Origin of the sequence: Azospirillum fermentarium (assembly GCF_025961205.1) — a bacterium.
GTDB lineage: Bacteria > Pseudomonadota > Alphaproteobacteria > Azospirillales > Azospirillaceae > Azospirillum > Azospirillum fermentarium.
Genome location: NZ_JAOQNH010000001.1, coordinates 2721211 through 2736410, shown reverse-complemented (window position 1 = coordinate 2736410; position 15200 = coordinate 2721211). Strand labels below are relative to the sequence as shown.

Annotated in this window: 14 protein-coding genes; 4 read left to right on the top strand and 10 right to left on the bottom strand. The window is 67.3% G+C overall.

Annotation, left to right across the window (positions count from 1 at the left end):
* Window positions 1-81: 81 nt before the first annotated feature.
* The 3 genes from M2352_RS12875 to M2352_RS12865 all read right to left on the bottom strand — a co-directional run bounded on the left by M2352_RS12875 (window position 82) and on the right by M2352_RS12865 (window position 2327).
* Window positions 82-1389 carry a prohibitin family protein gene (locus M2352_RS12875; protein ID WP_264664879.1) on the bottom strand — a complete coding sequence of 436 codons (1308 nt, stop codon included), beginning with the start codon at window positions 1387-1389 and terminating at the stop codon, window positions 82-84.
* 122 nt (window positions 1390-1511) lie between these two features.
* On the bottom strand, window positions 1512-1682 hold the full coding sequence (locus tag M2352_RS12870) for a hypothetical protein (protein WP_264664878.1): 171 nt from the start codon (window positions 1680-1682) through the stop codon (window positions 1512-1514).
* Window positions 1683-1775: 93 nt separating this feature from the next.
* Window positions 1776-2327: a YcjF family protein gene (locus tag M2352_RS12865; protein ID WP_264665358.1), complete on the bottom strand. Its 552-nt coding sequence runs from the start codon at window positions 2325-2327 to the stop codon at window positions 1776-1778.
* A gap of 360 nt (window positions 2328-2687) precedes the next feature.
* Between M2352_RS12865 and M2352_RS12860 the strand changes: the two genes are divergently transcribed.
* Window positions 2688-3983 carry an FkbM family methyltransferase gene (locus M2352_RS12860; RefSeq protein WP_264664877.1) on the top strand — a complete coding sequence of 432 codons (1296 nt, stop codon included), beginning with the start codon at window positions 2688-2690 and terminating at the stop codon, window positions 3981-3983.
* An 87-nt stretch (window positions 3984-4070) separates the two neighbouring features.
* On the opposite strand, the gene M2352_RS12855 is transcribed toward M2352_RS12860, so the two are convergent.
* From M2352_RS12855 to M2352_RS12825, 7 genes are all read right to left on the bottom strand, one after another.
* A complete protein-coding gene (locus tag M2352_RS12855) occupies window positions 4071-5318 on the bottom strand; it encodes a hypothetical protein (RefSeq protein ID WP_264664876.1) in 1248 nt (415 codons plus the stop codon).
* Window positions 5319-5578: 260 nt separating this feature from the next.
* Window positions 5579-5959 (bottom strand): hypothetical protein, encoded by a 381-nt coding sequence (locus M2352_RS12850; RefSeq protein WP_264664875.1) that lies wholly within the window; start codon window positions 5957-5959, stop codon window positions 5579-5581.
* 38 nt (window positions 5960-5997) lie between these two features.
* The gene (locus M2352_RS12845) at window positions 5998-7059 is read right to left on the bottom strand and encodes a serine hydrolase (RefSeq protein WP_264664874.1); all 1062 of its coding nucleotides are present in this window, start codon (window positions 7057-7059) and stop codon (window positions 5998-6000) included.
* Window positions 7060-7138: 79 nt separating this feature from the next.
* Window positions 7139-8080 carry an alpha/beta hydrolase gene (locus tag M2352_RS12840; protein WP_264664873.1) on the bottom strand — a complete coding sequence of 314 codons (942 nt, stop codon included), beginning with the start codon at window positions 8078-8080 and terminating at the stop codon, window positions 7139-7141.
* Window positions 8077-9297, bottom strand: coding sequence for an efflux RND transporter periplasmic adaptor subunit (locus M2352_RS12835; protein WP_264664872.1), 1221 nt, complete (start codon window positions 9295-9297; stop codon window positions 8077-8079). Before M2352_RS12835 ends, M2352_RS12840 begins: the two co-directional genes overlap by 4 nt.
* The gene (locus M2352_RS12830; protein WP_264664871.1) at window positions 9294-10025 is read right to left on the bottom strand and encodes a hypothetical protein; all 732 of its coding nucleotides are present in this window, start codon (window positions 10023-10025) and stop codon (window positions 9294-9296) included. Before M2352_RS12830 ends, M2352_RS12835 begins: the two co-directional genes overlap by 4 nt.
* A 45-nt stretch (window positions 10026-10070) precedes the next feature.
* A complete protein-coding gene (locus M2352_RS12825) occupies window positions 10071-11942 on the bottom strand; it encodes a peptidase domain-containing ABC transporter (protein WP_264664870.1) in 1872 nt (623 codons plus the stop codon).
* A gap of 225 nt (window positions 11943-12167) precedes the next feature.
* On the opposite strand from M2352_RS12825, the gene M2352_RS12820 reads away from it, so the two are divergent.
* From M2352_RS12820 to M2352_RS12810, 3 genes are all read left to right on the top strand, one after another.
* Complete coding sequence (locus M2352_RS12820; RefSeq protein WP_264664869.1) at window positions 12168-12908, top strand: hypothetical protein; 741 nt, start codon at window positions 12168-12170, stop codon at window positions 12906-12908.
* Window positions 12909-12974: 66 nt separating this feature from the next.
* Window positions 12975-14009: a radical SAM protein gene (locus M2352_RS12815; RefSeq protein ID WP_264664868.1), complete on the top strand. Its 1035-nt coding sequence runs from the start codon at window positions 12975-12977 to the stop codon at window positions 14007-14009.
* Between the two features lie 14 nt (window positions 14010-14023).
* On the top strand, window positions 14024-15190 hold the full coding sequence (locus M2352_RS12810; RefSeq protein WP_264664867.1) for a methyltransferase: 1167 nt from the start codon (window positions 14024-14026) through the stop codon (window positions 15188-15190).
* The last annotated feature ends 10 nt before the right edge of the window (window positions 15191-15200 follow it).

The window sequence follows — 15200 nt, the reverse complement described above, 5'->3', positions numbered from 1 at the left end:
GGCGCTGTCCCTTGTGGGTGTGGGAATCGGGTATCGGGATCCTGATGCGGCGGGAAGGCGGGTGGTCCGGGCGGGACCGGATCAGCGGAACGGCTGCGGAACCGTCAGCCCGAGATAGGGGATGGTCAGCAGGGCGCTGCCCCCGGCCACGTCCTTTTCCGTGACCGGCTCCGCGGCGGCGGGGGCCGGCTGGAATTCGCTGGTCTTGCGCCCCTGCTCCTGGGGCGGCGCCTTCTCCCGCGGCGGTTCGCCCTCGGGCTTGCGCAGGGGAGCCGGGGGGCCGGACGCGGGCGGTGCGGCGGCGGGCGGTGGCGCCGGGGGCAGGGCGGTTCCCGTGGCGGTGCCGGCGGGGGGGTGCTGTTCCGCCGCCGCCGTGCCGCCCGTCACCGCGCCCGCGGTGCCGGACAGGCCGGCGTCCGGCCCGGTGTTGAAGATGATCGGCAGCCCGTGGCTGTTGTTGCCGATCACCACCACCTTGGCGTTGTTGGAGGTGGCGAGCTGCACGGTCGCCTCGATCCCCCGCCACGCCAGATAGGTGTCGGAGATGCCCTGCTGCACGGTTTCCTGGAACTTGCGGATGCCCTCGGCCTCCACCGCCTTGCGTTCGCTTTCCAGCCGTTCGCGGTCCAGCCGGTGCTGGTACTCCAGCACCATTTCCTGCTGTTCGATCTTGCGGCGGATGGCCGATTGCACCTGTTCGGGCAGCGTCACCTCGCGGATCATCACGTTGTCGAGTTCGAAGTAATCGTCCTCGTCGCTGTCGGTGCCGGACTTGATGATGTCGGCTTCGCCCTTGATCTGTGCCTTGGCGGCGCTGGTGATGTTGTTCAGGTTGGCGCGGTCCACCAGCCGGTTGAAGATGTCGGCCTCGATCTTCGCCCGGTCGGGGCCGTACAGGGCATCGGCGGGCCAGCGGGCGATGCTGTCGCGGGCCACGGTGCCGATCTGCGACATCAGCAGCACCTCCAGATAGTCGGGGCCGACCTTCTGGTGGAGGGTCGCCAGCGTCTGGGGGCGCAGATGATAGATGAAGCCGATGTCCACCTCGATGGACAGGCCGTTGCCGGCGATGGCGGAATATGTGCGCGTCTCTTCGTGCTGGCGCATGTCGTAGAGAAAGACCCGGTTCCACGGGGCGATGACGTGGACCCCCTCGCTCAGCACCACCCCGCGCACGGTCCCGCCGGCCAGCGCCCGCCACAGCACGCCCCCATGGCCCGCCGGAACCACCGCGATCATGCTGGGGGCCGCATAGGCGAACAGCGTCAGAACGATGAGAAGCGCGATCAGCAACACCCGCGCATGTTCGCTGACCCACCGCCGTATCCGGGATGAAAGACCGGCCCCACGGGAGGTCGGCGGGGCGGCGGAGGCGGTGGGTGCCGTCATCGTGGCAAGGACTCCCGTTGCGGCGCGGGCCGCGCCTCTTCAAACAGACAGGGCATGGGTGGCCCGCCGGCCCCGAGGGGGGCGTTGCGCGCGCGCCGGTGCGGACCGGGTGGAGGGGGCTGCTACACCGCCGGCTTCTTGGGGCGGGGCGACATCAGGATCATGACCAGCAGCGCCACAGGCGGCGTGATGGCGAAGGCCAGCAGGAAATACAGCACGAAGCCGCCCCGGCGGCTTTCCCCGATCACTCCGATCAGCAGGCATATGCCCACATAGACAAGCACAGGCATCATGACCAGCCTCGCAGCGTCATGGGAAAAGGGATCCGCCGCCCGGGGTGGCCGCCCGTTCTCACGGGCCGCCACCCTGCGGAGCCGGGCAGGTGGTCAGATGGCCGCCGCCGTATCGCCGGGAACGGCCGGTTCCAGCGGACCGGCGGCCTTGGCGCGCTCGAACTCGTCCCTGTAATAGGCGCGCATCTTTTCCGGGTCGAAGTCCAGCAGGGTGCCGCCGGCTTCGAAATGCTGGATGAACACGGTGCCCAGCGCCAGGGTCGAGGCGGCGGACAGGGCCGGCATCAGGGCGATGCCGGCCAGCGGGCCGACCACCGGCACCGTCTTGACCAGCGAGAACACGCCGCTGGTCAGCGCCGACGGCACGGCACCGCCGAGAAGGGTGGCGACGAGGGTCTTGACGCGGTCCTTGGCGAAGGGAATGCCGTAGAGCTTGGCCAGATCGTTCACCAGCTTGATCTGCACCCCGGACACGCCGGCCACATCCAGCAAGGGCACCGGAATAAGCCCGGCCCCTGCCGCCCATTTGGCTGCGGTGCGGGTGATCTTGTGTGCGTCTTCCAACCGCTCGCTCATGACTGGCCCCTTTCCCTGCGTGGAGTGGTGTGTGTCGATTTTGTTCGAATTGGAAATAAAATTAAACAAAACCAATGGCGTAAAGCGCCGTCCGGGTCATTATGCCTTGGTAATCCGGGAAGTCCAGATGCTTGTGCCCCGCCGGCATCCGGGTAGGGGCGGGGTGCACGGTCCCCTGCAACTGTATGTGATACGGAGATTTTCTTTGCTTTTCCCCTGTCCGCTCCCGTGCTGCTGCGCCGGTTCGGCCGGTGGGGTGTTTTCCGGCTGCCGCATCGCTGCCGTTTGTGCCCGCCGGGAGGAGGGGACGCACGCAGAGGATGGATCGGCGCGGTTCGCCCAACCGTCCCGTGTCATTCATCGCCCGTGCGCCGGCTCATGTGGTATCGTGGCGCGGTTTCCGCCGCCGACAACGCTGATGATGAGCCGATGACCCCTGACCCTGCCTTTCTCGATTCCAACATCAAGACCTACACCTTCACGGTTGCCGGGCAGAACTTCGCCATCATCAACGACGGCAACGATGGCCTTCTTGCCGGCAGCCTTGCCGAAACCCGGTCGTGGGAGCCCTGGCACCTCGATGTTTATGCCCGTGTCATCCGGCGGGGTTCGGTCTGCCTGGACGTCGGCGGCAATATCGGCACCAGCGCGCTGGCCATGGCCGTCTTCGCCGCGGAGGGGCACGTCTATTCCTTCGAGCCGGTGGAGCACACCTTCGCCTTCCTGCGCCGCAACGTCGAACAGAACGCCGTCGCCAACGTGACGCCGGTTCAGCTCGGCCTGTCCGACGGGCCGGGCGAGGCCGAGATCGTCGTTGACCGGACGATGCTGGGCAACGCCCGCCAGCTTACGCCCGGCGAACGGATCAACCTTGCCGACCGCGGCATGCGCTATGTGCAGACCATCCGGCTGGAGGGTCTGGACCGTTGGATGCGCTCGGCCGGGGTCTCCCACGCCGGCTTCATCAAGGTGGACGTCGAAGGGCACGAGATCGAGGTGCTGGCCGGCGGGGCCGCCGCCTTTGCCCATCCGGGCACCGTCGCCATCTTCGAATTCGCCGTGGCGCCGCAGCGCAAGGCCGGGAGCACCGTTTTCCCGGAGATGCCGCGCGATGTCCTCTTCTTCCGCGCGCTGTCCGGGCGTTTCCCCTATCTGTTCCTGATGGGCCGGGATTCGCGCCTGCACCGGGTCGGCAGCTACGCGCAACTGCGCTGTCTGATGATCGCCGGGGATCAGGTGGACGATCTGCTGTGCTGCCACACCGTGCCGGAGGGGCTGGGCGATGCGGTGGCCGGCGCGGCGCCGCTGCCGGTGCGCGAGTGGGGGACGGCGCTGTCCGGCCCGGCGGGGGTGTTCGTCCTGCTGAACCGGTATGACGACGGCTGGTCCCTGGGCACGCCGGCGGTGATCACGGGGACGCGCAGCGGGCTGTGCGCCGTTCTCGCCGAACCCGTGGAACTGACGCTGGAGTTCGGCCCGGTCTACACCAAGCATTCCGAACGGGCCGCGCATCCGGTCATGCTGGCCGTGAACGAGGATGTCCGCTTTCATGACGTGACCGACCGGGCAAGCACGGTGACGGTGCCGCTGAAGGCCGGAACCAACTGGCTGTTCCTGGAATCCGAATACGCGCTGGAGGCGCGCAGCTATCTCGGCAACCCCGGCGACCCGCGCACCGTCGGTTTCCGCTTCGTTCTCAGCGGATTGGAACGGGGGCTAGGGTAACTCTCCTCCAGGCCGGCCCCGGTTGCCGGCGGCTGCGATGGCAGCCGCCGGCATCACCGGAAAAAGGCACCGGTCTGCGGCGGCCGGTTACTGGATCCCGCCGTTGTCGAAGGGGGCCAGAGCCGGCCGGAAGCCTACGCGGCTGTTATTGGCATCGAAGCAATAGTCATAATTCGCCAAAGGATTGATGCCGATATTGATGAAGAAGGTCGTGGGGGCGGTGCTCGCCTCCGCCAGGGGCAGCAGATTGCTGGGGGCCATGGCGGTGGAACCCTGGGCCGGGTCGAGGTTGGCGGTGACCGTCGCGTTGCTGGGGCTGGAGCCGGTGTAGGTCGCGTGGACGGTGCCGAACGCAAAGCTGTACTGCATCATCGGGGTGGTGGAGCCGGTGGGATAGGCGCTGACGGTGAGGGTCTGGCCCAGCAGGTTGGGGCTGGCCCAGTCATAGCCGCTCGTCCAGCCGCTGATGCTGTGCTTGGAATCGCCGCCGGGGGGGATGCGGATCATGATGCAATCCACGCCGGTGTCGAGCAGGGTGGGGCAGGGGAACGGCTTGCCGTCGTTGTACGCGCTCAGCGTGATCTGGTAGGACGGGGTGGCGTAATAGGGCGAGTTCGGCGGATAGGACGTGAGCTTCGGGTACTGTTTGCTCAGCGTGAGGAAATCGAATTTCCCCAGGTCGGTCGAATCGACGCCCAGCGCCAGCGCCGAGATCGGTCCGCTGGTGATGACATAATTGGCGGGGACGGTCCCCGCGGCCATTCCCTGGATGTTCAGCAGGGCGTTGCTCAACTGCGCGGGATTCTTGGCCGCTTCGCCGTCGGTATCGGCGGCCGGCTGGCTGCTGGAAAACAGGCCGGCCGGCGGCACGCAGTTGGGATAGGGCTGGTCCGTGCCCGCCGGGACGTTGGCGCGCCCGAAGCCGATGCCCATCATCCCCGGATCGCCCCTGTCCGTCCCCAGGATGTAGAGGGGATCGGTCGTGACCACGCCGGACCCGTCGGCGAGCGGGAACTGGACATACTCGATCGCATAGATGGCGCCGGCGACCACATCACCGCTGGGGTGGTAGGTCATCGAAAAAGACCGGACATATTTGACGTGCGGCAGAGGCTTGCCCGCCGAATCCGTCAGCATCGAGGCGGGCAGCACCAGACCGCAGGAACCGGTGTCGATCTGGACGCGGTGCTGCTGGCCATCGGGAAGAATGACCGTGGTGAACAGGGCGTTGCGCCCCGGACCGGGCGTATCGAACTTTCCCTCCGTATGCAGGGTGGAGCCCGAATAGACATTATGCGGATGGACCACCAGAGGACCCGGGAGACTCTTGACCATTTCTTGCTCCATAAAGGACGGAAATACGCCGATTTGCAAGAATTCATGAAATACAGATTCGCCGTCAATGATGTATAAATTATCAAAATTGACGCCAATTTCTTGATTTTCTGGTAAATAAGATATTTTGTGATCAAATAAGATGGGAATGATAACTTTATGGAATGATCGGTTCGTGGGCGGCTTGGTGACCGGCGGTCATCCGTTGCCCGGATGGTGGCGGGCCGGGCGTCCTTCGCCCCGCCCGGCCCCGCGGGCCGTCACCGGCGTTGCTGCGGCGGCCAGTGGTCGGCCCGGCACCCGTTCCTTTCCGAAAACCGGCTGAGAAAGACGTTTCTGTCCATCAGCGCGTTTTTCTCGAACCCGGACGGATCGACGAAGGCATCGATCCCGTTGCACCAGGTCAGGGCGCCGGCCGCAAGCCCCGCCGGGGCAACGGTCCCGGTGCGTGTCTTCCGTTCCCCGGCCCGTTCCCCGTCCACCGCTCCGGGCGCAGGATGGCCAACGCCGTCTCCGCCCGCATGTTCGCCCGCCGGGCAAGGCATGGTGAATGACAGGACGAGCCCGGCGACGGCGGCGGCCATGACGACCGGCACCCGCCCGCGTGCGCCCGCCGGGCGGGCCGCATCGGTCATACGCATCGGCTTTCTCCATCCAGGCCAGGGGGTGAGCGGCGGCATCAACTGTTCGGAGCGATGCAGCCCGACGTCTGTTTGAGCAGGGCGCCGGCAAGGGTGCGGACATGCGCCTGGAACAGCAGCGCGCTTGCGCCTTCGGGCTGTTTCCAGGTTGCGGACAGGCAGACCCGCCGCTGTCCGCTTTGCAAAAGCATCGTGTGATTGATGGTGGTGGCGTTGCCGCCGCCCTTGTAGGAAACGCGGTCCCACCCGAGATCGACCGCCGGCCCATGCCAGACCGACAGGCTGCCGTCCTTGTCCATCGCCTCGACCCGGCGGCACAATTCGACCGGCGATTGGGCGGTGTCGCCGGCGGTATCCCCCAAGCGCGCTTCGTCCAGGATGGTTTCGAGCGCACGCACCGCCGAGGTTTCGTTCTGCACCGCGAAATCGGTCAGGGCCCGGATGGTCAAGGCATGGCCGTCCGGCCAGTTGGCCAGGATGCGGCTGCCCTCGATGCTCCACGCCCGCCGCCAGGGAACCGCGCTGTTCCAGTCGAGACGGCCGGCATCGACGGCGCGCGTGACCCGTTCCAGCAGCGACAGCGATTCGATGTTGGGAATGGGGGTCTTCTCGGTCTCGCGCGCGCCTTCGGCCAGATGCCCGTTGTCGATCACGGCCAGGCTGACGGTCCCCGGCAGGTCCAGGATGCCACGCACCGCCGGGGTGATGTCGCCGTTCATCGCAATGGGATTGAGGAACAGCAGTTCGTCGATCCGGCCATGGCCGTCCAGCACCACCTTGACATCGACCGCGCCGCGCTCGAACTCGATGGTGCCGCGGTCGAGATGCTGGAGCAGGTGAACCCGCAGGGGCGATATGGCGCACAGCTTGCCGAAGGTGTCGAACAGCGACTGGCGGCTGCCGACGAGATCCGCCAACGGGATCTTGTCCAGCATGCGCTGCGAGAACAGGTCGGCGGACACATCCGGTGTGGTCAGGAACGTGCGGAGCCGTTCGGCGGACGCGGCGTTGTCGGCGGCGGCCGGACGGGGGCCGGCGCACAGGACCGGCAGCAGAAGGGCGCAGGCGAACAGGCTGGAACGGAAGGAACGCGAACGCATTGGGCAATCTCCTGGAAGGAACGGTTCGGCCGCCGGGCAGGGGCTTCGCTGGCTTTGCGCGCCCCCGCGGCACAGCACCTCAGGGTGCGCGCGGGCTCAGGCGGCCCGTGGTCAGGAACAGCGCGTCGGCAAGGGCATGGTCGAGCACCCCGCCGTGCGGCAGTTCGGGATGCTCCCGCAGCATCACCAGAAGCCCGGGCTTTCCGTGCAGGGCGTGGGCGATGTCGGTGCCGGTCGGGCCGGCGCGGAGATGGTCCCATTTTCCCGCCTCACGGTCGCCGCCCTCCTCCTTGGGCGGCGTCCGGGCCATTTCGATAAGGACGGTCCTGGTCTCCATCGGGGCCATGCCGCCCGACAGGAAGGCGGCCTGCTCCCGCAGGAGGGAACCCTGATTCCACCAGACCGATGGGGCTGCCGCCGCGAAGACCTGGAACAGGTCCGGGCGGGTGAAGAGGGCATGCAGGGTGAAAAGGCCGCCCAGGGAATGGCCGAACAGGGTTTGCCGGCGGCGGTCGATCGGCAGGCGCCGTTCGATAACCGGCTTCAGATCCTCTTCGATGAAGGCGAGGAAATCATCCTGCCCGCCGGTCGGCGGCGGCGGGGCCGAGCCCTTGACCGGGATGAGGGCGGGCGGCGTCGGCGGCGTCAGATCCCGATAGCGGCGCCGCACGCTGGATGCCGGATCGTCCGGGTAGCCGATGCCGACCACCACGACCGGCCCGGTCTCCATCACCGCGCGGATCGCCTGGAAGACGGGGACGCTGACGCCGCCGTCGAGTGCGTAGAGCACGGGATAGCCGCCGGGCGGCGCCGGTTCGGGCGGCTCGGCCAGATGGATGCGGTAGACCATCCCGGTGCGGCCCGCCGTCAGGTCGAACGATGCGGTCCGTGGCGGATCCGCCGCCGCCGCGGGCTGAAGACACGCGGCGGTCAGCGCCACCGCCACACCCGCCGCCATGATGAAACCGCGCCTGCGCAATGCCCCTCTCCCCCTGTCCGTTCCGGTGCCGATGGCCGTCATGGTGTCCCTGTCCTGTTCGTGTCCCCGGCGGCCAGACGGCTCGGCGGAGGAGGGGCGCCGCTGGCCGGGGTGACCGCCATCCCGTCCCGCAGCCGCGGCAGCAGATCCGCCGGCCCCACCACAACGCGGTCGCCGGGGCGCAGGCCGGAGGCGATTTCCTGTTCCAGCCCGGCCGCCGATCCCAGATCGACCGGCCGCTTGCGGACCGCCGTCCCGTCCCACAGCCAGACGTAGAACCCGCCCCGGTCGGACTGCACCGCCTGGGTGGCGACCAGCATCGCGTCGTCCCGCCGCCCGGTTTCGATCACCGCGCGGGTGCTGAGGCCGCTGCGCAGCTCATCGGTCGCCTGGCCGGGATCGAACACCACCTCGACCTCGTACCCGCCGGTGGCGTTGGTGTCGCCCGCCACCGCCGGAACCAGGGCGGCGCGCAGAACGCGGCCGCGCAGGGCCGTTTCGGGGTGGGCCGGCAGCGTGACGGCGACCGGCATGTCCGTGCGGATGCCCATGACGTCGGCCTCGTCAACCCGCAGCCGGGCCCGGATGCTGGCCGGATCGACCAGCGTCATGAAGCTGTTGCCGGGGACGTTGGTGGTGGCGCCGATGACCGTTTCGCCTTCCGCCACGAAGACGCGGACGACCCGTCCGGCGAAGGGGGCGCGGATGACGGTCTTGGCCAGTTCCTGTTCCAGCGCCGCCAGCTGCGAACTCAGGATGTTGCGCTCGACCTCCGCCTTCTCCAGCGCGGTTTGGGCGGTGGCGTACCGCACCCGTTCGGCATCAAGGTCGGTTTCGTTGGCGTGGCCGCCCTGGAACAGGGCGAAGCGCCGGTTCATCGCCCTCTCGCCCATGTCCCGCTCGACGCGGCGGAGCTTGATGTCCACCTCCAGGCCGTCGATGCGGTAGCGGATCTCGGCGATGCGCTGGCGCAGGATGGCGGCGTCGATCTCGATCAGCACCGCGCCGGCGGCCACCATGTCGCCGGGCTCGGCCAGCACCCGGACGACCCGCCCGGTGACCTCCGACCGCAGCGTCGCCTCGCGCCCATGGACGATCCGTCCGAAGGTGACGATGGAGTTGACCATCGGCCGGGCGGCCAGATCGGATACGACGGCTTCGGGCGTCTTGTCGATACCGCCGGTCACGGCAAGCACCGCCAGGGCGCCGCCGATCAGCAGCGGCAGACCGTAACGCAGGATGTGCGGGGCCCGGCTCATTTCAGCAGCATCCGCACCAGCAGATATTCGCCCGCCTGCAGCGCGGTGTTCCCGATGATCACGGCGGGAACCGCCAGCGCCAGCGGCACCCCCCAGGCGCGGCGCAGGCACACCACCTGAAGGAAGCAGACCGGGATCAGCATCAGGTCGATGGACGCCATCAGCCCATAGCGGATGTGATGCATCGGCAGGTGGAAGATGAGGCTGTTCGCCGACGTCACCAGAAAGACGTGCGGCGGCGTGGTCTCCACCCCCATCGCCAGCATGCGGGCGATGGCGATCAGCTTCGACAGCAAAAGATAGCCGTAGCTGGTGGCAACACAGTCCAGGGCGCCGGCGAACAGCCGGGGCGCCGCCGGGGGGCGGTGCAGCCGCAGGACGAGGGCGGCGGCGGCCACGGCGATCAGGATGCCGGGCAGCGTCTTGCTCAGCGGGTCGAGCGCTGCGAAGCGCAGGAAGGTGTCGCGCCCGAAGGGAATGACCGTCTCGACCGTGGCCGCGTCCAGCGTCGGCAATCCCAGTGCTGCGCGCTTGTACCAGAGGAGATCGACGCCCTGGACATAGATCAGGTTGGCCAGGATGAAGAACAGGATCACGGCGGCGATGCGCAGCAGCGACACGGTGGCCGGCTGCGGCGGCTGCCAGGACGCGTCGAGGGGAAAGACCAGGCGCCGCAGCCAGAGGGCGGGAAAGCGGATCAGGCCGGTCATGGCGTCCGAGGCGGTCATGTCGGTCTCCGTTGCGGGGCCGGGCGGGGCGGGTCAAGAGGCGGATCAATGGGTGGTGCGGGGGGCATGGCCGGTCTGCTCCATCACCGTCATCAACTGAACGAGGTCGCTGTCGAGCGCGCCGTCGTCCCGTGCCGCGAGCCGGTGGATCAGGTCGAGGCGCCGTCCTGCCCGCCCGCTCGCGCCCCGGTCCGGCGTCTCGCCCGCGTGCCCGTCGAACCGTTCGGCGATGCGGCCCCTCTTCATCAGCAGAACCTCGTCGGCGTCGAGGACGAGGAAAGGGTCGTGGGTCGCGGCGATGACGATCCGGCCGTGTTTGACCCGCGCGAGGTGGCGCAGCAGCCGCCGGGTGGCATCGATGTCCAGATGCGCGGTCGGCTCGTCGAGCAGGATGACCGGGCGGCCGGACAGCAGCGCCGCCACCAGGCTGACCAGATGCCTCTGCCCCCCCGAGAGGGTGGCGCCGCCGTTGCCGATCCGGGTGTCCAGCCCGTCGGGGAAGAAGGGCAGGATCAGATCCTCCACCGCCGCCGCGCCGGCAAGCGCCTCCGGCTGCGCGCCGAGCCAGACCAGATTGTCGCGCACGCTGCCGTCGAACAGGTGGGGGGTCTGGCGGCAGTACAGGATCCGCCCCCGGTGATGGCCGATGGGCTGCGCGGCGATCGGCGCCCCATCGATCAGGATGTCGCCCCCGCCGGGCGGATAGAGCCGGTGGATCAGGTCCAGAAGCGTGCTTTTCCCCGCGCCGGCCGATCCCACCAGGGCGTGCAGCCGCCCGCACCGGAACACGGCGTCGCAGGATTCCAGCACGGGCGCCGTTCCCGGCGGGTGGCGGAACGCGATCCCCGTCACGGTCAGCGTCCCCACCCGGTCCCCGGACCCGCCGCCGTCCGGTTCACCCCGTTCCGCCGGCAGCCGCAGCAGCTCGTCGATGCGGCCCATGGCGGCGGCGGTGAACTGGAGCAGTTCCACCTGATGGACGATCCGGTGGACCGGGCCGATCACCAGAGCCGCGATCATGTTCACCGCCATCAGATCGCCCAGCGTCATGGTGCCGCGCTGGACGGCCACCGCGCTCAGGCCCAGCACGCACAGCAGGCCGATCCGCTCGAACGCCGTCACCGTCTGGGTGAGGAGGTTGTAGAGAAACGAGGTCTTCAGCCCCTGTGCGCCGACGGCGGAGACCCGTTCGCTCCAGCGGCCGGCCATCAGCGCTTCCAGCCGGGACGTCTTGACCTGTTCGAAGCCGCCCAGCGATTCGATCAGGCCGGTTTCCTCCTCGGCGCGCAACTGCATCTGGCGGGCGACGGCGGTCTTGATGCGGGGCTGGAACCAGAGGGACGCCGCCGCGACCAGCAGCAGATTCACCGCCATGACCCCAGCCAGCAGGGGGGAATAGGCGATCATCACCACCCCGGCGGCGATCAGGAACGGCAGTTCGGACAGCACCGCCAGCACCGCCTGAAGGCACGCGGATTGCGCCGCCTCGATGTCGCTGAAGCGCTGGCTGACCGACCCGATGCCGAGCCGCCGGAACAGCGGAACCGGCAGGCGTATGATGTGCGCGAACAGTTGGGAATGCAGGCGGATGCCGACGAACGTGATGATCCGCGACAGGTGGAGAACCTTGGCAAAATTGATCAGAAATTCCGCGACGACAAAAGACACGATCGCCGCGCTGACCAGCAGCAGATAATGGCTGCCATCTGTGGATAGGATCGTATCGATGAATTTTTGAAGGAAGATAGGGAACCCTATCGCCACCGCCTGGGCAAGAAGTGATAGGATTAATATCAAAATAACGGAAATTTTTTTCTTTGAAAATGCCGATATTACCAAGGACAAGGTGGTTTTTGTGCTGGAGTCGCCGCTGTTTTCCACATTCCCGCTCTCCAATGTGCCGTCATACCCGGTCATGGCCGCCCCCTTGGTTGTGTTAATTGAATGCAATGATGTGAAAAGTGTTTTTGCGGCAGCCGAGGCGTCCTTATGAGCGCCAGATTAATGAGTCTCATTCGCAATTGCACTTGATTTTTATCACTCTCGCCGTATCGTTCAATCGAAGGGTTTAATTGCTGCGCGGCACGCATCGAAAATGCGTGCATTCGAATGCACAAAATAATCCTTTGATTGCAAATATTTATGGAGACGATGATGTCCGAAGGACAACAGCACAGCCTGTGGGACGGGCTGAATGCATTGCGTGCGGATTTGGCGCGTGCACCGGAAAGCATGGACCGGCTGGTGTCGGATCCGGCGGGCTATTTCGCCGAGAAGAATCTCAATTTTCCGGTGGGGGAGGCCGACGCGGCCACGTTCGGCCAGTTGCTGGAAACGCTCAGCGAAAAGCGCCGCGCCGAGGTGCTGTCCAGTCTGGTCGGGCCCCATGCGGACGGCTCGGGCCAGATCGAGAAGCACGCGCAGATCGTGAACAACGTCAACGCGGTGCTGAACATCAACGCCGCGGTCAACGTCAACGCCGGCTTGCTGGTCAACGTGGCGGTCGGCGTCAATGCCGGCGCCTACGCCAACGTCTATTCGGCGGTGAACGTTTCCACGGTCGGCTGCGGGTCGCACATCGACTCACCGCTCCAGATCGTGTTTTCGGACACGTTCGAGAACAGCCCGCTGTCCCGCTATTTCAAGGAGAACACCGTGTCCGACCACAGGGCCAAGGCGCTGTTGCGGCACGCGCTCCGCGCGCACCGGCTGGCCGCGGCCGGCGGGGCGGCCCACCGCGGGCAGGACGACGATGAGACGGGTTCGGACATGGACGATTCCCTGACGACTCTCGACTATCCGCACAAAGACAAGCTTCTGCGGATCGCGGTGCGGCTGAATGGCCGTGTCGCTGAAGTGCATGGCGGCTCCTTGCTGAATTAATTCCTCCCGTCAGTCAGCGAGGAAACGTCTTCTCTTTCTTTTCGATCTCCGCAGCCGAGACGCCCAATGTTCAAGCCGATTCGTGTGACATTTCTTGTTACCAGCACATGCACCGCTCGTTGCGCGCATTGCAGCGTCAATTCTGCGCCGGATCGCAGGGACCGGCTGGATTTTCAACGAATTCGCCGGTCACTTGATTCCCTTGCCGGGCGCGGCGGGCTGCGCACCGTCATCTTTGCCGGCGGCGAGCCGACCCTGTTGAAGGAGCATCTGTTCGAATCGATCGCCTATGCCGGTTCGCTCGGCCTCAGCACCCGCCTCGTGACCAACGTCGCCTATGCCACCTCGGTCGAGCGCGCGCGCGCCACGCTGCTGGCGCTGCGGGAGGCCGGCCTGGACGAGCTGAACATCAGCGCCGACGATTATCATCTTCCCTATGTGCCCCTGGACAACATCGTCAACGCCTGGCGGGCGGCCAAGAGCATCGGTTTCGAGACGGTCCTCGCGGCCTGTGCCGTGGGGCGTTCCAGCCGTCTGACCGGCGCCGGGCTGCTGGAGGCGCTGGACGATCCCGAGGCCCGGCTGATCTGTGCCGAGGACGAGCTGGACACCGTGCCGCGGCAGGCCGACGGCACGATCTATGTCGTGTACGAGACGGAATTGCAGCGTCTGGGCCGCTTCCACCGTGAACTCGACCCCGGCGAGGTCGAGGACATCGATTGGCGTTCGATGGAGGGCGGCTGCCGCTATGCCGGGGTCAGCCCGGCGGTGTCGCCGAAGAACCACCTGCTCGCCTGCTGCGGCTTCGAGGCCGAACACAACCGGATCCTTGATTTCGGCGCGCTCGACGCCGAGCCGGCGCTGCCGCTGCTCGACCGCGCCTTCGGCGACCTGCTGGTCCGCTGCATCGCCCAGAAGGGACCGCAATTCCTGGCCTCCTTCGTCGAGGAGCGCAGCCGGATGTCTCCGCTGCGCGGGCGTTACGGCTCCATGTGCGAGCTGTGCGAGGACGTGACGGGAAACCCGCAGGCGGTGGCCCTGCTGCGCGAACACACCGACGAGCTGGCCCTCCGGCTGCTCGGCATTGGATGCGACGTTTGAACGGGAACGACACCATGATGACTGCCACCACGGCCCAAACCATCGCCCATCCCCCGGCGGCGCCCTTCGCGGCCACGGTCTCTTCGGCCCGGACGTCCGAAGGCGGTCTGGCCGCCCTGGGGCGCTGGCTCGACGGAACGGGGTATGCCGACCTGTTTTCCAGTTTCCATCCGGCCTCCTTCAGCCCCGGCCGCTTCATCGAACTGGCGCCGATTCTCGACGACGGGCTCCGGGCGCTGGTGCGGCTCCTCTATCTGGGGGAACCGCTGACACCGGCGGAGCTGGCGGGCCTGCCGTCCCTGGTGCCCGATGCCTTGGGCGATGCCGGCCTGCTTGACACCGACCCGGCGGGCAATGTCCATCTGCACGGGCTGATGCTGCTGCCGGTCCTCAATCACTGGCTGTTCTTCGAGCGTCCGCATGTGATGATGACGCTCTATTACGGGGATGATTCCTTCGCCCTGCTCAACCGGCTGCGGGTCCGGGCGGGCATGCGGGCGCTCGACCTGTGCTGCGGGCCGGGCATCCAGACGCTGCAGTTGGCGGCGGCGGGCGCCGAGGTGACGTCCGTCGATATCAACCCGGTGGCGCTCCACCTTGCGGGGCGCAATCTTGCGGTCAACGGCATTCCCGCGGGCCGGGTCCGGCTGACCCAGGCCGATCTGACCGCCCGCTGGCCGGTGGAGGGGCGCTTCGACCTGATCGTCGCCAACCCGCCGCTGCTGCCGGTCCCGTCCGGCACCTTCTATCCCCTGGTCGGCGACGGCGGCGACGACGGGCTGCGGATCACGCGCCAGATACTGCACGCGCTGCCCGGCGCGCTGGCGCCGGGGGGCCGCTTCCAGACGCTGGGCACCACGTTCAGCGACGGTGCCGCGCCGATGTTCACCGACGAGGTGGCGGCGTGGGCCGCCGCCAACGGCATGTCGGCCACGGTCGTCGTCACCCACCACAACCCCTTCCAGCCGGGCACGCCGATGTTCGACATGCTGACGACGACGGCGCAGCGCTGCCTCGGCCAGGACCGCGAGACCGTCCGCGGCCAGTATGACCACCTGCGCACCGGGTTCGGGCAGATGCATCTCTGCTCCTACTATCTGACCGTCTGCAACGATCCCGCCCCCGGTTTCCAGTACATCGACCTGTCGGAGCCCGGACAGGACGGGCTGTGGTTCCGTTGACCCCAAGGAG